Source organism: Chamaesiphon sp. VAR_48_metabat_135_sub (assembly GCF_031418915.1).
Classification (GTDB): domain Bacteria; phylum Cyanobacteriota; class Cyanobacteriia; order Cyanobacteriales; family Chamaesiphonaceae; genus Chamaesiphon.
This window is the reverse complement of record NZ_JANOJV010000059.1, coordinates 1-17,927: the sequence shown is the minus strand read 5'-3', so window position 1 is coordinate 17,927 and position 17,927 is coordinate 1. Positions and strand designations below refer to the sequence as shown.

Genomic DNA, 17,927 nt, shown 5'->3' with positions numbered 1-17,927 from the left:
GGTAATGGTAACTATCATGGCAAACATTCGATCGAGGATCGCAATTGCAGGTTTATTAATATTGAGTGGCGGAATTATCCCCCTAGCGACTCAATCGCCAGTTGCGGCAACAGAGACAACCAGCAACACCGACATAGCTCGATTCAGATCCCAAGGATATGCGGGGATCGAGCGGTTTTTAAAAATGAACAGCACCGAACTGGCGAAACTACGTACTCAAACGGATAATCCTCGCTGGCAAGAATTAAATAGAACACTAGATAGTATCTGTCAGCAACGAGATTGTGATGCGTCCCGTTTGTATTGGCATACCGATTTAGCCGCCGCCAAACAAGCCGCCGCCACCAGTGGTAAGCCGATTTTATCCCTGCGGATGTTGGGCAATCTCGATGAAGAATTGAGTTGTGCAAATAGTCGCTTCTTTAGAATTACCCTCTACTCCCATCCCGAAATTGCCCAGTTATTACGCGATAAATATATCCTCCACTGGCAATCGGTGCGCCCCGTACCCAAAATTACGATCGATTTCGGTGATGGGCGCAAAGTTCAACAGACAATTACCGGAAATAGCATTCACTATATCCTAGACAAAACTGGACAACCGATCGATGCGCTACCAGGATTGTACGCGCCCCAAGCTTTCAAACGTCATCTGACTCAAGGTGCGGAATTTGTGGCTAAATATCACCAATTAGCCGATCTCGAACGTCAAGAGGCACTCGATACATATCATCAAACCCAACTGACTAATCTTCAAGCCAACTGGAAACAAGATCTCGATAAATTAGGTGTAAATATCCCCCTCCCCAAATCGATTAAATCTTTAAACAATCCTCCCGCAGCAGATGAAGCTGGCAGAATTGCGATCTCGAAAAGTGCGGTTGAATTACCAATGCTTCGCCTCCGTCGCTCCTTTTCTCGGCGGAGTGATATCTTGAAGCAAGCCACCGACGATCCACTCTGGGTAAAACTAGGCGAATTGCACCAGGAAGATGCCATTTTAGCCGAAAACAGTCGTCAACTCATCCGTCGTAAACAACCCCAGTTATCCAGCCTCAACGCTGCCGATAAGAGTAGTAATAACGACCAGATCCCCGCACTGGTAGACAAGTTTCAAAAATTAATCGCGATCGATAGTATTCGAAATGAATACCTGCTCCACAGCCAACTCCACCAATGGTTAATTGGCGATCGATTTTCAACAGATGTCGAGAGTCTGAATACTCGTGTATACGACCAATTATTTCTCACCCCTGAAAGCGATCGCTGGCTGGGTTTAATGCCTGGAGATGGCTATACTGGGATAGATCGAGATGGCATAGTTAGATAATTGATAATTAGTAGATAGATTAAGGGACTCCCAACCATAAAATCGTTCCAGTTGTATAAATCGATTATGCCATATTGGTATCAGTCAATCTATTTGGAATGAATTATTATTTACAAGCCTCTAAACGATCGACAAACCTATTAATAATATCTCCTGTTCTTCAGGTGTTAACCCCTGGCTTTGAATCAAAACTCCAAACTTACCCAACCCCATCGGATCGATTAATTGGTGTAGATTTTGACGACGGCGAAGGAGAGATTGAATATCGCCACTACTATTAGAAATTGCGGCTATTCTTTCGCCTAAACCCAACGCCATTAAGAACATCCCTTGGGGGATAAATCCGACTGTTTGTAAGCCTAATAGCTCACCTCGATTTTGAAGTGCGGTAAAGTCTACATGTGCAGTAAGATCCTGATTGCCGATATTAATATAGGGATTGTTATGATAAGCATGTTGGTAATAACATTGTAAAGTACCCTGAGCACGCATGAGATTGTAGTATCGATTGGCAGTATAACCATAATCGATCGAGATAATATAACCCCGCTGTAATTTTTTACAAACTAGATCTAACAATTCTAATGCTGCTAGATTTACTTCAGTGTGATAGCGATCGGGATATTTACCACTCAGTAAGTCAACATTATTTAGTTGCCAGTAATTAGCTAATTCTGCGTTTGATAATTCACCAAATGTTTCGCTAAATCCTCGGTCTTTCTCGCCTATAGTTACATAGACTTCCTGCAATTTATCCTCCACAACCATCACCTGATGCACCGGGAGAGCATCGATTAATTCATTAGATAGAAAGCAACCAATAATCGATCGATCGAGTATTTCCGTCCAATTGCACCAACGCACAGGCAAGTCCCTTAATTTTACCTGTTGTGCTATAATCATCGCTGGTGCGGTCTCGATAATGATGTAATCAATCGATCGAAAGAAATCGGGATATAATCGATTAGAGTAGTCCAAAATCTGGGCAGCTAATAATCCTCTTCCGGCACCCATTTCAATGATACTAAATAGCTGTGGCGCACCTAATATCTGCCAAATTTGGTATAACTGAATCGCCAACATCTCACCAAAATCATCAGCTAAATGGGGTGATGTCAAAAAATCACCACTTTTGCTAATTCGTTCGGCATTACTAGCATAATAACCATGCTGAGGATGATACAATACCAAATCCATATAGTCAGCAAAAGTTATCCGCTGCTGTGGGGAATTATCGATGCGCTCGTTAATAACTTCAATTAACTCTAAATTGTTATTCATTAACTAGTAGTCTTGTTTGTACATAAAGGGACTATTTAGATGGGGATTGGGATTTGGGAATAGTTCCGTAACTTGCACAGCCTAGGTTTATCAATTATCAATTATCAATTAATTTAATGGAACTTCATCGGACGACGGGTAACTGGCGGTTGGGATTAGGATTATCACTAATTACCGTGATTTTGTGGGGATTAGTACCAGTAGCACTAGCAATTGTCTTGAATAAATTAGATATTTACACGATTAATTGGTTTCGGTTTGTGACTGCATTTATTCTACTAAGTTGTTACTTAGCTAAACAAGGAAATATCCCTAAGCTCGATCGATTAAAAACAGTACCGATGTATTTGTTTGCGATCGCCATCGTCGGTTTGATGGGAAATTATATCTTCTTTGTGATGGGTTTAAAAGCGACATCTCCTTCTCATGCAGAAGTATTAATTCAGCTAGCAGGAGTATTCTTGAGTCTCGGTGGGTTAATCCTTTTCAAAGAACGTTATACCCGTTATCAATGGATGGGAGTAGGAGTTTTGGTTGCTGGGTTTATCGGCTTCTTTTCCGAGCAATTAAAAGTATTAGCAACAGATACTGATAGATACATTAATGGTAGCATCATGTTAATCGTTGCGGGAGTCAGTTGGGCCATCTACGCATTGATTCAAAAACAATTATTAACAAAACTAGATTCTACTCATATTATGTGGGTGATTTATGGTGCTTGTGGATTATTATTTTCGACAATGGCTAAACCCCAAACCCTAACTCAGCTTAACTCGATCGAGTGGATCGCACTTATTTTTTGCGGTTTGAATACCGTCATCGCTTATGGAGCTTTTGCGGAATCGCTGCAACATTGGGAGGCTTCTAGAGTCAGTGCAATTTTAGCCTTAGCCCCAATTTTTACGATTGTATCTATGAGCGCGACTGGTTGGTTAGCACCTGGATTAGTTATCCCCGAACACATCACTACACTCGGATTAATCGGGGCAATTCTCGTCGTTACCGGATCGATGTCAATCGCACTATACAAAGCGGCATAAATTACCCTATGATTAGAAAATAACTCAATTAATTAACAGTAATGATTGGTTATTTCTGTAAGTCGATTTATTTAGAGTCAGGCAACCTCACCGCAATTGCCAAACAGCCACTAGTAAAATTGAGTCAGTAGGAATGCGAATCAACTATCCTCCTCAATATCAATCTCTGCCTTAGCGCGCTTAGAAAAAAGCTTGCTCGCATCCCAAGGATACGTGGTAAAGTTGGGGAGGATCTCTTGAGCGAAAGCTTCAGCAGCTTTAGAACGATAGCGATTGGGATTGACAATCACCGACAGCATTCGATCGATCGACACACCGTCGATATACGCTCGGTGTAATGTATCATTTTCCAGCTCTCTTTCGATCGCTGAAGAAGAAACAAAGGCTGCACCTAAGCCTGCTTGTACGGCATTTTTAATCGCTTCGATCGAATTGAGTTCCATCTCGATCTTTAGCCGTTTGGGATCGATACCACACCTAGTTAAAACTTGATCGATCACTTTGCGAATTGTCGATTGAGCATCGAGAGAAATAAACTGGAGTTTATACAGATCTTCTTTCGGAATACTCTTCATCCCTACAAAAGCATGGTTACTCGGTAAAATCAGGGCAAATTCGTCCTCAGCATAGGGCAGAATATCGAGCGAGTCTTGTAACTCCGCTGGTACCTCGCCGCCGATAATTGCCAAATCTACCTGTCCATTTGCCACACTCCAAGCCGTGCGGCGGGTAGAGTGAACGTGTAACTGCACCGAGACATCGGGATACTTTTGTCGAAACACGCCAATCATCCGAGGGAGTAGATAAGTACCGGTCGTCTGCGATGCGCCCACAATTAGAGTACCACCTTGGAGATTCTGGAGATCCTCGATCGCCCGACAGGTTTCCTGACACAGTGTGATAATCTTCTCCCCATAACTGAGCAACAAATGCCCAGCCTCAGTCAGTTGCGCCCGTCTGCCACCGCGATCGAATAACGGCACATCCAATTGACGTTCGAGATTCTGAACCTGTAAACTGACAGCAGGTTGCGACACATATAAACTATCAGCGGCGCGTTTAAAACTTCCCTCCGCAGCAATTGCCCTGAGAATCCGTAACTGATCCAGAGTGAAAGGCAGGTCAGACATAGCAGTGAGCGTGTAAGATTAGTAGCGATAAACTATCGACTTCCATTGACATTACCATACCAGTCGGTACTTATTTCCTGGGTGAGATGATTTTAGATATTGGACGAATATTAACGTTTAAATTAAGATTTCTAGCCCTAAAGCCTAAAACCTAAAACCTAACGCCTAAACCTGACGGCGCAAAAATGAGATTAGTGGTGCTTTAATCTCAGCATACCAGTGTTCCTGAGGATAATGTGCGGCGGTGGGCAAAGTGACTAATTCCCCGTGTTTTAAAGATTTGACACATGCTTCGGCTGGTGCAAGATCGAGCCAGGGATCGTTCATACCCCATAATATTTGGATCGGGATATCTAATTTTGGCAGTCCTGTGCTAATCTCTGTCAGGGATTCAACTAGTCTAAGATTGCGAATTGTCGCTAGTAGCGATCGACCAGGAATCGAACTCTTGAGATATGGTTGACGATAGACTTCGAGATACTTGTCCTCAATGATACATTTACAGCCAGCCTCTAAAGTCCGCTCGACTGAAAGTGGATCTTGAGTGAGCATTTCACCTGCGACAGGTAAACCCAATTGTTTGATTTTCCAGGGCAATTTCACACTAGTAGTTAGCGGTGCATTCAGGATAACTAACTTGTTGACACGCTCTGGATAACGGATCGCATATTGTATCCCTACGCTGCCTAGAAAGCCCTGAACGACTAGGGAAACTCGATCGAGGTCTAAAGTGTCGATCGCCTCCGCAAAAGCGGCAACAAAGGCATCTGGCGTGTAGGCAAAATCTCGTGCTTCCGGCTTACTAGAATTCCCAAACCCAATCCAATCTGGCGCGATTGTCCGAATCCCCTGCTCGGCTAATGGTGGCATCAATCCAGTCCATGTCAAGCTTTGAGAGGGCAATCCATGCAACAGTATCGCCGTTTGGGGATTTTCCCAGCCAACAGGGGAAAGTTTTCGATAGCACCATTCTAGCGAACCGACTTTAATTAATGTTTTGGTGATTTTTGCCACGATAAATGATGGAGATGTGCTGTTTTGTCTTCAGTTATATCGATATTTATCAATATCTATGCGTATCGATATAAATACTAACGAAGAGAGTATTTACACTTTCCCATTAAAAGCGATCGTCACGATCGCCAGTAAAATAAATAATAATCCACCAATTATAGTAATGGTACGCTCGAAAATATGACTAGTACTGAGCGGCTGAAATAAAGCCACCATTTAGTCCTTGTTCTAATCACTCTCCCCGCTCCCCGCTCCCCGCTCCCCGCTTTTACGAAATAGTAATGTTATTTACGCCACCGAGTACTAGCAATCGCTCTACTGCCAATTACAGCAATTAACGCACAGATCGTATGACCGACAATACTACCTAACATTACCCCGATCGAGTCTTTGGATGCAGCCAGTGTAATTGTAGCAAACTGGTTACGATCGCCCCATTCGGCAACAAATGTTAGCACGCAACTTTCTATCAAAATCTTCCAAGTAGTATTCCGTTGCCGGAATTTGCGTTCGCCTTCAACAATTGCTTCCTCAACCCCTTCTAGTAATAAAAGTAAAAATGAAATCCGATTGGGATCGAGAAATATATATTAAAGCTTGTCGCTTTGCTGCTGAGGCTCATCGGGGACAGTTGTATCCAGGTACTGAATTACCGTATCTGATGCACTTGAATTTCGTGAGTATGGAGATTATTGCCGCGCTCAATGCCGAACCTGGATCTGATGGCGATCTGGCGATCCAGTGCGCTTTGCTCCATGACACAATCGAGGATACAGATACTAGCTACGAGCAGATTGAATCGATCTTTGGAATCAGAGTTGCCGATGGGGTTGCTGCTTTGAGCAAAAATCTAGAGCTAGAGAAATCACAACAATTAGTTGATAGTCTCGATCGCATCGGACAACAACCGATCGAGATTTCGATGGTAAAATTAGCAGATCGGATTAGCAATCTTCAGCCGCCACCACCTGATTGGACGAGAGCAAAAATTATCCAGTATCGTGACGAAGCGATCGAGATTCACAGTCGATTACATACTGCTAGTCACTTTCTCTCGGTAAGATTGGTAGAAAAAATCCAAAACTATAAAGCGCAACAAGACAGGGGGATTCTCTAGGGTCTAAGTAGCAAGCTATACTTTCCAAACATCCTCTTAAAACAGAAAGCGATCGAATTTAGTCGATCGCTTTCTGTTCGCTGATTTAAAGAGTTGTTATTTTAGATGATGGGAAAATTCTTCTTGATGAAAAAACTACACGCGCACCCGTTGGAGAGCTTGTAACTGAGAGAACAGAATCTCAACTTCTGCGTGAAGTTCGAGAAACTTCTCTTGTCTATCGACTGGATATAGAGCCTTGGTCAATTTAGCAACTTGCTGCTCGTGCTCGGAGGTAGCAGATTCAACAGGACGATCGACGAGGGTTAGTGGGCTGGAAGACATAGCTTTAGAATAGTTATTTATACTTACTCACACTAGGAGTAATTGTAGCCTGAATTCCACCGTTCTCAAAGAGATAAATTATGGAGGTTTCCGAACTATCTACCGCAAAATGTGGATTTAATGTCTGTGACGGGGCAATAGTGGGATTGTTCCGATGTCACGATGTCATGGTAAATTGGTCTAACTGGGGGTCGGGGAAGTCTGGTGAAAATCCAGGACTGTGCCGCAACTGTGATGAAGCAATTGCTTCGAGTCAGAATACCGCATCCTGAGGTTGAGTGTGCCCAATCGGTACTCTAAAAATCCACTATTCCTTGCGTCGCATGGGGAAGGAGTTAAATTCATTGTCTGTCGAAAGATCTATCTGTCCAGATATTTATCATCCTGCTGTCGCTCGGGATGGATTGTTGACTCGGTTGCGAATTCCTGGTGGAGTGCTCAATGAATTTCAGTGTTTGGCGATCGCGCAGTTATTAGAGTCAACTGGGTTAGAGTATCTTCAGGTAACAAATCGGGCAAATTTACAGTTACGAGGACTAGCGCAGGATCTCGCGCCAGATTTATTAACTAGATTAGCCGATTGTGGTTTGGCGGCGATCGATCCTGCTGTAGATGGTATCCGCAATATGATGCTAAGTCCGACGACGGGGTTTGACGCGCAGGAATTAATTGACGTGCGTCCATTGGCTGAAGCTTGGTATGAGTATTTAACTCACCATCCCGAATTAGGCGTGTTATCGACTAAATTTAGTGTCGGGGTTGATGGTGGTGGAACTGTTGGAATTATCGATCGACCTAATGATATTACGCTGTTAGCTGTTAGTGATAACGGATTTAGTCTACATTTAGGCATCGGCGAACGCGGCGACGCACCTGTACCTGTGGGGGTAAGATTAACCCTAGCTGAATGTTTGCCGATGTTGGTGGCGATCGCTCAGAGTTATCGACAGGGAATTGAATTATTAGGTGGAGATGCTCGGCGAAAACCACGTCTGAGAGATGTAGTTCGTCACTGGGGTTTGACAGGGTTTAGCGAGATTGTCCAACGAGAATTAGCGGGTTCCAGGCGGTTTATTTTTAAAAACCTCGCTCCAGATCGAGAGTCGTACGGAGAAAATGGCGATCGTCATTTAGGTGTACATCAGCAAAGTCAAACGGGTTTTTATTACCTGGGGATAGTGTTACCGTTGGGACGATGGACGATCGACCAAATCGAGGGTTTGGGTAAAATTGCCGCTCGGTATGGCAGTGGGCATATTCGATTGACTCCTTGGCAAAATATTATTGTCCCCGACATTAATGAGCGGGATCTGGCGAGGGTGCAGGAATTAATTACCGATTTAGGTTTAGTACAGACAGCAAACCATCCCAGTAGTTTATTAAGAGCCTGTGCAGGTGCGACTGGTTGTCAATTTGCAGCTACAGATACTCAGGCTGATGCGATCGATCTAGCTAATTATTTAGCAGCTAAATTTAGTCTAGATCGACCTCTGAATATCCATTTCAGTGGTTGTGACAAATCTTGTGCCCAACACGATCGCGCCGATATCACCCTCTGGGGGCACCAACCAAACCCCGAACAATCTGGAAGCTATCGGCTGTCGATTGCTGGGCTTACAGCCGAAGCAGAACAGGAGTCGAGCGATATTTTGCCCCCAGAACGAGTCCCGATTGCGATCGGTCAGTTAATCGATACCTATCACGATCATCGGCTCAATCCCCAAGAATCTTTTCGAGCATTTACCAGTCGTCAATCTTTAGCCCAACTGCAACAAATACTTCATGCCGTCTAAAATTACCACCATTCCAGCACCCCTTAATTATGTTCGTGATGGGGCGGAAATTTATCGTCAATCTTTTGCTACGATTCGATCGGAGGCACAATTAGACAACTTACCTGCGGACTTCAATTCAGTAGCAGTGCGACTGATCCATGCTTGTGGGATGATTGATATAGTCAGCGATCTGGATTACTCGATCGATGCCGTTCGTGTCGGACGACGAGCTTTAGCCAACGGGGCACCAATTTTGTGCGATGCGCGAATGGTAGCAGATGGCGTGACGCGGAAACGCTTACCTGTAAATAATCAAGTAATTTGTACGCTCCCAGATCCGCAGGTAGCAGATTTAGCAGCCCAACTAGAGAATACTCGATCGGCTGCTGCCCTAGAATTATGGCGACCCTATTTAGCTGGCTCGGTAGTCGCCATCGGAAATGCACCGACGGCTCTATTTCGACTATTGGAAATGCTTGATGAAGGCGCACCTAAACCCGCCCTAATTCTAGGTTTTCCCGTCGGTTTTGTCGGCGCGTTAGAATCCAAGGCTGCTCTAGCCGCAGATAGTCGAGGGGTGCCTTTTCTGACAATTCACGGCAGACGCGGCGGTAGTGCGATGGCTGCGGCTGCGGTTAATGCACTAGCGATGGAGCAGGAATAATTGGTGGATAGTGGATGGTGAATGGTGAATAGTGAATAGTTGCGATCTAAATTGCCGAACCCCGAATCCTATACGCCGCAGACTACTAACCTAATTATTAACTGGTAAATATCTAGGAACAACTTAGCATAATGGTTGCAATTCAGACAGGGAGATTATACGGGATTGGGGTTGGCCCTGGCGACCCCGAATTGTTGACGCTCAAGGCGTTTCGCCTATTGCAATCGGCTCCTGTCGTTGCTTATCAAGCAGCCAACGACCATGAAAGTATCGCTCGATCGATTGTCGCACCTTATCTGACTGGCAACCAAATCGAAGTCTGTTTTCACTTCCCCCGCGCCCTCGATCCTGACGCAGCTCAAGAATTATATGCCGATGCAATTAGACCGATCGCGGCACATTTAGCGGCGGGGCGAGATGTCGTAGTATTATGCTGTGGCGATCCGTTATTTTACGGTTCGTTTATGTATTTATTTACCCGTTTAGCCGATCGATTTATCACCGAAATCGTGCCAGGAGTAGCGTCCCCAATGGGTGCGGCGGCGGCGATCGGGGCACCGATATGTTATCGTAACGATATTTTCAGCATCCTCTCGGCAACTTTATCTGTAGAAGTGTTAACAGCACAATTAATCAACGCTGACGCGGTAGCAATTATCAAGCTCCGTCGTCATTTTGAAAAAGTTCGTCAGATCTTAACCGATCTAGATTTATTAGATCGCGCTAAATATATCGAACGGGCAACTAGTATAGATCAACGGATTATCTCGATCGAGGATGTCGATCCGCGCAATGTTCCTTATTTCTCGATGATTATTGTTCCCAGTCAAACCCAATTTTAATCATCTCTCCTGAGTCTGCTAAATCCCCATCCTAAAAACCCAATTATTAATTATCAATTCTATTCGATCGATAATTGTCAAGCAATGATTTTATTTTACCTCGATCGATCGACCGCCGCTAAATTAAGCGATATTTGTGCTGAAGATTTGGAGCCGATAATTCCGAGCTTTCAATAATTTTAATATGTGGTTTAAATGTTCGAGCGATTATCGATTAATCTAACTCCTAAATAATGCTCCAATAAAACCTGTAAATAACGACGAGAGATCGCCGTTAACTCACATCGCGCAATTGCTAGACGAGGATTTCGACGGGTGAGATCGCCAAAAATCCGACAATGACGATGAAATTCCAACCAGCTTTCAGCTAGATCGATCGTTAATTTAGCCCAATTTATGGCTCTTCCTGAAGCAGCGACACGCCGCACGGGTTGCAACTGCGAACGGCGATCGTAGATGCCATCTAAAACTTCCATTAAAGTATGAATTAGTCGCTGCTCGGCTGGTTCCTCGAAAATGCTGGCTAACGCTGCTGTAAAGTGATTTTCAGGGCAACTGCGCGCGTTTATCGGCTTATCAGATCTCTCAATCTGCCAATTATCGCTAATTGTCACTAATTTTTCGGTTTGTGCCAATGCTAGGAGCGAGCAACATCGATCGTGAGCGTACAAGGCAATATTGACAGAAGCAGGCGATAGATCTTGATTTAGCTGTATGTCTAGTGGCAAGTCATGAATATAATTTAGCCAAATCGCGATCGTTTCTGGTGCGAGCTGAAAGTAAATATAGCCAGAATCATTATACCAACAGTACAGATCCAGGCGATCGCGAGGATTAACTGCTACTGAATGGCTGAGTGGTTGGAGCCGTTGACAGATTTCCAACGGTGTTAATCCTAATTTTGTTGCCAGTCGATGTGCGATCGGGCTGACATACTGGTATTGTAGTGTTGGCACGCAACCGATCGATGCGGTAAAACGGTCGCTCTTTACGCCGTTTCGACCCAAATCCTCGTGCCAAAACAAATCTTGCGGGAACCCAGTATTTGCACTGTCACAATTAGTTGATAAGCTTACGTAAAGTTCCTGAGCGATCGACTGCAAATAATCGGCAATTGTTCCCTCAATTGCAGGTGCCAATGGTAGTACGATCTGGTCTGACAAAGGAAATGTCTTCACACCTAAACCTCGCGCTCAAAAGTCAAGTACATTCCAGACTAAAATAAAAATGATTCACTACATCAAAATACATGTAGAATCATTGAAAATCATCTGCCGTTCTGCTGGTTTGTTATGCATTCATCATCTACCCCACCAAAAAACAATACTCGTTCGTTCTCAACCTGGCACCGATTGCTAGATTGGGCGCAAGAACATTATCGCTATCGCACATTTTCTAAGGATGCTCAGATCCCGACTCGATCGGGATTACTCTATTTGGTTCAGCGTGGTACGATCCGCCTGACTGGAGGAGCCGAAGCAAGTCCACCAGCATATCCACATCAAAATATTACCCCGACAGAGTTTCAGCTTCAAAGTGGCGATGAAACTTTCCTGGGTTTTGTAGGCGCGGGGCAACCATTTGAAATTATAGATCGATCTCCATTTACGCTTCAAGCCTTTGCCCATACAGACAACACTTCAATTTTCTGGATGTATTGGCACGATCTAGAAAATTTTCCGAGTTTCCGACGCGAGATCTTAGATTCTTTTCGTTATCAACATCAACGGAAGTTACTATGGTTGAATACCCTCGGACAACGCCACACGATCGAACGATTGCTCGGTTATTTAACCCTGTTGATTGAAGAATTTGGCGAACCTTGTAAGGAAGGATATTTCTTGCCTTTTCCCTTGACTCACGCCCAAATTGCCAGTGCGATCGGGACAACTCGCGTTACAGTGACGAGACTAATGAAAGAATTGCGGGAAGAACGCAAAGCGATCCAAATCAAAGATGACAATCTCATCTGTCTGCGCACTCATACTCCCAACGAATAAGATCTAAGTTTTAGCGATCGTCCTGGCGATCGTTAGAATAAATCTTATAGACTTGGCGGTCTTCGCCAGCTTTCGATCGATCCCATTTGCCTTGCCTCGTCGATGGCAAATCGAGCTAAACTAGAAATTAATTATTCACAACTTTAATAGCGATCGACCTATGATTTTGCCTGGTTCTACTATTCGTGTCAAAAATAGCAACGATATCTATTATGGTTTCCAAGGATTCGTTCAACGAGTCACCGACGGGAAAGCGGCGATAATTTTTGAAGGCGGTAACTGGGATAAAATGGTAACTTTTCGCCTCAGCGAACTCGAACTAGTAGATCTCACACAGAAATAAGTTGAAAGCGATCTAGCTGTGTACTAGTAGTAGGCGGCGTAAGTTATGGGATTATTCCCGAATCTCAAATCCCGAATCCCAACACCCAACACGCTACAGACTACTAGCTTATGATGTTTGACTTACAAGGACTGAATATTTACCTGATCGGGATGATGGGTTCGGGTAAAAGTACTATTGCTCCCTTACTCGCCGAACGATTGGGGTATGGCTTTCTCGATACCGATCCTACCATCGAAAAATTAGTCGGTCAAAGTATCGTCGAAATTTTTCAAACCGTGGGCGAAACAGAATTCCGTCAAATCGAAACTCAGGTATTAGCGGAAGTTTCTGCATATATTCGGCTGGTAGTTGCGACAGGTGGCGGGATTCCCATTAGACAAGAGAATTGGAACCACTTACATCAGGGTTTGGTAATTTGGCTCGATCCCTCTGTGGATCTTCTCATCGAACGACTTCAGGGTGACACCACCCGTCCGATTCTAGATACCTCTAAAAATCTTCAGTCTAAATTAGACCAAATCTTGGTAGAGCGGCGCGACAGGTACGCTGAAGCCGATATTCATATTCCGATCGCTCAAAATATCACGACTGAAGAGATTGTAGAGCGGATCTTAACAGCAATTCCAACAGTCTTAAAAACACCGATCGCTTGTCCAGAGTAAATACTATTTGTCGATCGAGGAAGTTTCAAGATCGAGATTTTTAGGTGTTTTATAAATGAACAGCAATGTTAATGCTACTAGATCTAAAATTAGTGCGGCAATTGCAGTTGATGTCAGTTTCAGTAGCCAACCATCTGTTGCATCAAACACCCCTGATAATCCACTCAAATAGGCAGAAATAATGTCAGTGGAATCGATCGCCACACAAGCAAACAAGAGCATCTTCACCATGCTTTTATCTGCAAATACGATGAGAATAGACAGCACGATATCTCTGATTGCCCAAACACGAATAGTATAAGGTATTTGGGGATTAGAAGATAAAGAAAGTCCAACCTCTTCCATCAACCAATGTGGACTGGCATAACCAAAAGCACTAAGACTAAACCGAATAGCACACATCAGTCCGATCGGCAACGCAATATACCAGATTTGACCTTTCATCTTCACTTGTCCCGCAAATATTTTTTAAAAACCTAGCTAGACATTAAACTGATTAGTTATTAAAGTAAAGTAGTTACCTTTTCGTAACAAAGTAACTTATCCGAAACTATCAATGGGTATCACAGATCCTGACTCGATTCCCCTCGAAAAGCTCCTAAATCAAATTTCAGGGAAATGGACGATCTATATTTTGTGGATTTTGGATACTAATGGAAAATTACGATTTGGTGAATTAAAACGGAAGATCGACGGAATCTCCACCAAAGTTCTGACCGAAAGATTGCAATTGCTAGAATCGATCGGGATTATCGATCGTCATTATAAACCGACGATTCCACCCCAAGTTACTTACGAATTAACAGATCGTGGCAAACAGCTATCTCAACCACTTTATCATCTCTGCGATCTGGCTACAAACTGGTATGGCGACGATCTTATGTAGATTCACGGTTGACACTCAACATTTGCCTTAGTTAGATTAGCGATGGCGAGGCACTACCTCGATAAATTGATTCTAGTAATAGTGAGTACGTTTTGTGCAAGATCGTAAAAATCGGGAATGGGAGGAACAACTCCGTCAGCGCGAACTAGAATTACGGATGCGCGAGCTAGAATCAGAGATAGATCGTGTCGAGGCACCCTTTCACCCAACGGTAAAGGATACGAGCAAGAAAAAACCAGTCCGCAGTTTCAAACGAGATCTCATCATTGCTGCTAAATTTTCCGGTTTCTTCCTCACTGGTGTTGTAGTTATTTACGTCTCTCAATGGCTGGCTTGGATCTCCTTCTTTGCCTTCCTCGGCGCGGCTGGATGGGCTTGGTTTGAATTCAACCGTAAACACTAAATTTTCCTCGATCATCACACTATTTATAGCGCAACAATATGACACATAAATTGTAAGATCAACCGAATCGATTGAAGTTTGAGAAATGTTGTGAAAATATTGTTAATCAGGGGAATGATAATAGCACGATCATTTAGCCTCGGTTATTCTCAACTAATGAAAAATAGTTTCACTTTATTACTACTTACAACAGTACTTCCAATCACTTCAATTTTTACTAAAACTGCCCCTGCTGCTGCGGGTTGGCGCGAAGACAATCAACAATACCGACAGCAACAACAAAATAATCAACGAGAAACAGAATCGCGTAAATATAATGAACAATACCGCGAACGAATCCGTGAAAATATGCAGCCAAGCAAAACTACTAGCCCAAGTAAATTGGATTCAACACCATCATCATCATCCTATGACAGTTTTGGGCTAGATGGTTTTGGTGAAATTTTTAGCTTCTTCAATTTTGGACCGAGTTTTATCGCTAGCAATGGAGTAGGTCAGTATGGTATCCAGAGCAAATTTGGGTTTGAAAATATCCGAGTCCGAACAGGTTTATACTTTGGATCTGGTAATAGTATTAACGGAGCATTTACCTATAGTCTAAGTAATAAATCAACAATCTTTAATCCATTTTTAGGTGCTGGACTAGGCATGAAAAGTATTGATAAAGTTGATAGTATTAAATCTGATGAATTTTCTTTTTATGGCACTGGTGGCGTAGATATGCAGATTGCTGATAGCATCAGTATCACTGGTGCAGTCAACTTACCCACAAATAGTGCTTACGGGACAGAATTTCAAGCAGGGATTAACTTTTTTGGTAGTTTCTAATCTAGTCTGTCCGATATATAAACTCTACTTGAATTCTTGTGAGTAACGTTAACTCGTAGGAGCATCATGCTCAAACCGCTTGAATTGCTGTCCCTTTGGGACGGTTACAAATTTTCATCTCTGACGAACTACGCTATATCGCCGATTTCTTGGAGAAATCGGCGATATGTCCTCACTAGTTTGAAAATATGGTGCTTTACTTACGGGATAAAACACCTTACAGTTCTCTTAACTCCTAAACCCCAACTCCTATGATGTCAACTGCTCAAACTAATCGCTTCCTTCAAGATTTAGATCGGGTTGCTAGAGTACGCCAAGAGGTGGCTGGTTGTCTTCGTCGGATGATAACTAATCTCCAGAAATCCGAACTAGCTGCCCAAAAAGGATCGGGAGAAATGGGATTCGATCGAGATTTAGCAGATTTGACTAAAGCCAGTACCAATTTACAGCAGGGTGTATTTCGCTTGATGGTATTGGGCGATATGAAACGGGGGAAAAGTACGTTTCTAAATGCTTTAATTGGCGAAAATATTTTACCGAGTGATGTCAATCCTTGTACGGCATTACTGACAGTATTACGCTATGGTGAGGAGAAAAAAGTCACCGTTCATTTCAAAGATGGTAAGCCAGCCGAATCGATCGATTTCAGTGCATTTAAAACTAAATACACGATCGATCCGGCTGAAGCTAAAAAGTTAGAAGAAAGTAATCAGCCTGCCTTTCCCGATGTAGATTATGCAGTGGTAGAATATCCCCTAGAGTTACTATCGAAAGGAATTGAAATTATTGATAGTCCTGGTTTGAATGATACCGAAGCGCGGAATGAATTGTCGCTGGGATATCTAAATAACTGTCACGCCGTTTTATTCGTGCTCAGTGCATCTCAACCCTGTACATTAGGCGAACGTCGCTATCTCGAAAATTATGTCAAAGATCGCGGTTTGAGTGTCTTCTTTTTAATTAATGCTTGGGATCGGGTGAAAGAATCACTAATCGATCCTGACGATGCGACTGAAATGGCTGAAGCTGAAGGAAAATTAAATCGGGTATTTAAGGCAAATTTAGCCGAATACTGTGCGGTAGATGGTTACGATATCTACGATGAACGAGTATTCTCTCTATCTTCAATTACCGCACTCCGTCGCCGGATCAAAGATAAAGATGCCGATTTGGAAGGAACTGGATTTCCACCATTTATTAATGCCCTAAATACATTTTTGACTCAAGAGCGGGCGATTGCCGAACTTCGTCAAGCCCGAATTATTGGCAAACAAACTTGCACCCACGTTAAAGAAGCAGTAGCCCGAAGAATTCCATTATTGGATGCAGATGTCAACGAACTAAAAACCAAAATTGCCGCAGTCGAACCGCAATTTAATAAACTCCAAGAAATTCGCGATCTATTCCGCGATGATATTCGCCGCGTGCGCGATCGACAAGCTCGATCGATCGCCGATTCAATGAAAACTTACTTATTACAATTAGAAGATACTTTCGAGGCAGATTTCCAGACTTATCAACCCTCCGATCTGCAACTTTTAGACTTTTTTAGCGGCAGCAAGCGCGAACAGTTCAACCAAGCCGCCCAAAAAGGCTTCCAGCAGTACATAAATGATAAATATGCCACCTGGACGCTCTCAGCTCAAAAAGAACTCACAGCGGCTTTTAGCGAACTCTCAGTCCAAGCTCAAAAGCATGGTGGCGATTATCAAAACATCACCCAAGAGATGGCCGAAAAACTGACAGGTAAAATCCACACCCGCAGTAAAGCTCTCGACGATGATGGTACCCCAGCGTGGGCAAAATGGGCGATGGGTTTATTTTCCCTCGCATCTGGCAACTTTGCCGTAGCCGCTTTAGCAGTCGGCGGTTTCAACTTTCAGAGCATCATGCTCAACATCTTTACCACAGCGGGAATTGCCGTTGTCTTCGGCGCGCTGCTCGGCCCGATTGGGGTGATGGCAGCAGGCATCGGCGTTGCGGCTTTTCAAGTCGAACACGCGCGGAAATATTTTACTCAAGAAATCAAAAAGCAATTAATCGCCAAATTACCAGAGATTTCTAAAGAACAATGGCAACCGATTTATAGTGCGGTGCAAGAGTGTTTTGATAGCTACGAACGGGAAGCGATCGAACGAATCGATGATGATATTAAAACTCGCAAAGGTGAGTTACAAAACCTCGTCAAACAGAAAGAATCTCAAGAGATCGATCGAGTTACTGAGGTCGATCGGTTACAAAAATTTGAAGCTGATGTAGTGAAGGAGTCTGAATCGATCGAGTCC

General features: G+C 43.5%; 21 protein-coding genes and 1 riboswitch. Of the genes, 13 read left to right on the top strand and 8 right to left on the bottom strand.

The genetic code is table 11. From position 1 onward, the window contains the following. Window positions 1-16 precede the first annotated feature (16 nt). Window positions 17-1,330: a hypothetical protein gene (locus tag RMO55_RS04530; protein ID WP_310424194.1), complete on the top strand. Its 1,314-nt coding sequence runs from the start codon at window positions 17-19 to the stop codon at window positions 1,328-1,330. Between the two features lie 120 nt (window positions 1,331-1,450). On the opposite strand, the gene RMO55_RS04525 is transcribed toward RMO55_RS04530, so the two are convergent. Further along, on the bottom strand, window positions 1,451-2,611 hold the full coding sequence (locus tag RMO55_RS04525; protein ID WP_310424191.1) for a class I SAM-dependent methyltransferase: 1,161 nt from the start codon (window positions 2,609-2,611) through the stop codon (window positions 1,451-1,453). 116 nt (window positions 2,612-2,727) lie between these two features. On the opposite strand from RMO55_RS04525, the gene RMO55_RS04520 reads away from it, so the two are divergent. Continuing rightward, window positions 2,728-3,651: a DMT family transporter gene (locus tag RMO55_RS04520; RefSeq protein WP_310424188.1), complete on the top strand. Its 924-nt coding sequence runs from the start codon at window positions 2,728-2,730 to the stop codon at window positions 3,649-3,651. Window positions 3,652-3,791: 140 nt separating this feature from the next. Here RMO55_RS04520 and RMO55_RS04515 read toward each other — a convergent pair whose 3' ends face one another. The 4 genes from RMO55_RS04515 to RMO55_RS04500 form a co-directional block, all read right to left on the bottom strand. Continuing rightward, on the bottom strand, window positions 3,792-4,781 hold the full coding sequence (locus RMO55_RS04515; RefSeq protein ID WP_310424186.1) for a LysR family transcriptional regulator: 990 nt from the start codon (window positions 4,779-4,781) through the stop codon (window positions 3,792-3,794). A gap of 165 nt (window positions 4,782-4,946) precedes the next feature. After that, window positions 4,947-5,795, bottom strand: coding sequence for an alpha/beta fold hydrolase (locus RMO55_RS04510; RefSeq protein WP_310424181.1), 849 nt, complete (start codon window positions 5,793-5,795; stop codon window positions 4,947-4,949). A gap of 93 nt (window positions 5,796-5,888) precedes the next feature. Beyond that, complete coding sequence (locus RMO55_RS04505) at window positions 5,889-6,011, bottom strand: hypothetical protein (protein WP_310424178.1); 123 nt, start codon at window positions 6,009-6,011, stop codon at window positions 5,889-5,891. A 68-nt stretch (window positions 6,012-6,079) separates the two neighbouring features. Then, on the bottom strand, window positions 6,080-6,253 hold the full coding sequence (locus tag RMO55_RS04500; protein ID WP_310424175.1) for a TMEM165/GDT1 family protein: 174 nt from the start codon (window positions 6,251-6,253) through the stop codon (window positions 6,080-6,082). Between the two features lie 101 nt (window positions 6,254-6,354). Between RMO55_RS04500 and RMO55_RS04495 the strand changes: the two genes are divergently transcribed. Then, window positions 6,355-6,912 (top strand): HD domain-containing protein, encoded by a 558-nt coding sequence (locus RMO55_RS04495; RefSeq protein WP_310424173.1) that lies wholly within the window; start codon window positions 6,355-6,357, stop codon window positions 6,910-6,912. Between the two features lie 135 nt (window positions 6,913-7,047). Here RMO55_RS04495 and RMO55_RS04490 read toward each other — a convergent pair whose 3' ends face one another. Continuing rightward, a complete protein-coding gene (locus RMO55_RS04490) occupies window positions 7,048-7,236 on the bottom strand; it encodes a hypothetical protein (protein ID WP_310424170.1) in 189 nt (62 codons plus the stop codon). Between the two features lie 137 nt (window positions 7,237-7,373). Then, window positions 7,374-7,520: riboswitch (cobalamin riboswitch) on the top strand. Between the two features lie 60 nt (window positions 7,521-7,580). On the opposite strand from RMO55_RS04490, the gene cobG reads away from it, so the two are divergent. The 3 genes from cobG (at window position 7,581) to cobI (ending at window position 10,517) form a co-directional block, all read left to right on the top strand. After that, window positions 7,581-9,029 (top strand): precorrin-3B synthase, encoded by a 1,449-nt coding sequence (gene cobG / locus RMO55_RS04485; protein WP_310424167.1) that lies wholly within the window; start codon window positions 7,581-7,583, stop codon window positions 9,027-9,029. Beyond that, window positions 9,019-9,675 carry a precorrin-8X methylmutase gene (locus RMO55_RS04480; protein ID WP_310424163.1) on the top strand — a complete coding sequence of 219 codons (657 nt, stop codon included), beginning with the start codon at window positions 9,019-9,021 and terminating at the stop codon, window positions 9,673-9,675. The genes cobG and RMO55_RS04480 overlap by 11 nt, the downstream gene beginning before the upstream one ends. A 131-nt stretch (window positions 9,676-9,806) precedes the next feature. Next, window positions 9,807-10,517, top strand: a complete 711-nt coding sequence (gene cobI, locus RMO55_RS04475) for a precorrin-2 C(20)-methyltransferase (RefSeq protein ID WP_310424160.1) — start codon at window positions 9,807-9,809, stop codon at window positions 10,515-10,517. 191 nt (window positions 10,518-10,708) lie between these two features. On the opposite strand, the gene RMO55_RS04470 is transcribed toward cobI, so the two are convergent. Then, a complete protein-coding gene (locus RMO55_RS04470) occupies window positions 10,709-11,695 on the bottom strand; it encodes a hypothetical protein (protein ID WP_310424158.1) in 987 nt (328 codons plus the stop codon). A gap of 114 nt (window positions 11,696-11,809) precedes the next feature. Here RMO55_RS04470 and RMO55_RS04465 point away from each other — a divergent pair, with 114 nt between their 5' ends. The 3 genes from RMO55_RS04465 to RMO55_RS04455 all read left to right on the top strand — a co-directional run bounded on the left by RMO55_RS04465 (window position 11,810) and on the right by RMO55_RS04455 (window position 13,525). Next, a complete protein-coding gene (locus tag RMO55_RS04465; RefSeq protein WP_310424155.1) occupies window positions 11,810-12,517 on the top strand; it encodes a Crp/Fnr family transcriptional regulator in 708 nt (235 codons plus the stop codon). Window positions 12,518-12,677: 160 nt separating this feature from the next. Continuing rightward, the gene (locus RMO55_RS04460) at window positions 12,678-12,860 is read left to right on the top strand and encodes an NAD(P)H dehydrogenase subunit NdhS (RefSeq protein WP_310424152.1); all 183 of its coding nucleotides are present in this window, start codon (window positions 12,678-12,680) and stop codon (window positions 12,858-12,860) included. Window positions 12,861-12,970: 110 nt separating this feature from the next. Beyond that, window positions 12,971-13,525, top strand: a complete 555-nt coding sequence (locus RMO55_RS04455) for a shikimate kinase (RefSeq protein ID WP_310424149.1) — start codon at window positions 12,971-12,973, stop codon at window positions 13,523-13,525. 3 nt (window positions 13,526-13,528) lie between these two features. Here RMO55_RS04455 and RMO55_RS04450 read toward each other — a convergent pair whose 3' ends face one another. Next, the gene (locus RMO55_RS04450) at window positions 13,529-13,969 is read right to left on the bottom strand and encodes a hypothetical protein (RefSeq protein WP_310424147.1); all 441 of its coding nucleotides are present in this window, start codon (window positions 13,967-13,969) and stop codon (window positions 13,529-13,531) included. 112 nt (window positions 13,970-14,081) lie between these two features. On the opposite strand from RMO55_RS04450, the gene RMO55_RS04445 reads away from it, so the two are divergent. The 4 genes from RMO55_RS04445 to RMO55_RS04430 all read left to right on the top strand — a co-directional run. Further along, complete coding sequence (locus RMO55_RS04445) at window positions 14,082-14,411, top strand: helix-turn-helix domain-containing protein (RefSeq protein WP_310424143.1); 330 nt, start codon at window positions 14,082-14,084, stop codon at window positions 14,409-14,411. Between the two features lie 94 nt (window positions 14,412-14,505). After that, window positions 14,506-14,814, top strand: a complete 309-nt coding sequence (locus RMO55_RS04440; RefSeq protein ID WP_310424141.1) for a hypothetical protein — start codon at window positions 14,506-14,508, stop codon at window positions 14,812-14,814. 156 nt (window positions 14,815-14,970) lie between these two features. Next, the gene (locus tag RMO55_RS04435; RefSeq protein WP_310424137.1) at window positions 14,971-15,642 is read left to right on the top strand and encodes a hypothetical protein; all 672 of its coding nucleotides are present in this window, start codon (window positions 14,971-14,973) and stop codon (window positions 15,640-15,642) included. A gap of 251 nt (window positions 15,643-15,893) precedes the next feature. Continuing rightward, a partial coding sequence (locus RMO55_RS04430; protein ID WP_310424134.1) for a dynamin family protein occupies window positions 15,894-17,927 on the top strand: 2,034 nt, incomplete at its 3' end.

Excerpts from the sequence above, each read along its gene's own strand:
- RMO55_RS04455 (WP_310424149.1), top strand. The coding sequence starts at position 12,971 with ATGATGTTTGACTTACAAGGACTGAATATTTACCTGATCGGGATGATG.
- RMO55_RS04460 (WP_310424152.1), top strand. The coding sequence starts at position 12,678 with ATGATTTTGCCTGGTTCTACTATTCGTGTCAAAAATAGCAACGATATC.
- RMO55_RS04515 (WP_310424186.1), bottom strand. The coding sequence starts at position 4,781 with ATGTCTGACCTGCCTTTCACTCTGGATCAGTTACGGATTCTCAGGGCA.
- RMO55_RS04435 (WP_310424137.1), top strand. The coding sequence starts at position 14,971 with ATGAAAAATAGTTTCACTTTATTACTACTTACAACAGTACTTCCAATC.
- RMO55_RS04480 (WP_310424163.1), top strand. The coding sequence starts at position 9,019 with ATGCCGTCTAAAATTACCACCATTCCAGCACCCCTTAATTATGTTCGT.
- RMO55_RS04520 (WP_310424188.1), top strand. The coding sequence starts at position 2,728 with ATGGAACTTCATCGGACGACGGGTAACTGGCGGTTGGGATTAGGATTA.
- cobI (WP_310424160.1), top strand. The coding sequence starts at position 9,807 with ATGGTTGCAATTCAGACAGGGAGATTATACGGGATTGGGGTTGGCCCT.
- RMO55_RS04495 (WP_310424173.1), top strand. The coding sequence starts at position 6,355 with ATGAAATCCGATTGGGATCGAGAAATATATATTAAAGCTTGTCGCTTT.
- RMO55_RS04525 (WP_310424191.1), bottom strand. The coding sequence starts at position 2,611 with ATGAATAACAATTTAGAGTTAATTGAAGTTATTAACGAGCGCATCGAT.
- RMO55_RS04450 (WP_310424147.1), bottom strand. The coding sequence starts at position 13,969 with ATGAAAGGTCAAATCTGGTATATTGCGTTGCCGATCGGACTGATGTGT.
- RMO55_RS04445 (WP_310424143.1), top strand. The coding sequence starts at position 14,082 with ATGGGTATCACAGATCCTGACTCGATTCCCCTCGAAAAGCTCCTAAAT.
- RMO55_RS04530 (WP_310424194.1), top strand. The coding sequence starts at position 17 with ATGGCAAACATTCGATCGAGGATCGCAATTGCAGGTTTATTAATATTG.
- RMO55_RS04490 (WP_310424170.1), bottom strand. The coding sequence starts at position 7,236 with ATGTCTTCCAGCCCACTAACCCTCGTCGATCGTCCTGTTGAATCTGCT.
- RMO55_RS04465 (WP_310424155.1), top strand. The coding sequence starts at position 11,810 with ATGCATTCATCATCTACCCCACCAAAAAACAATACTCGTTCGTTCTCA.
- RMO55_RS04505 (WP_310424178.1), bottom strand. The coding sequence starts at position 6,011 with ATGGTGGCTTTATTTCAGCCGCTCAGTACTAGTCATATTTTCGAGCGT.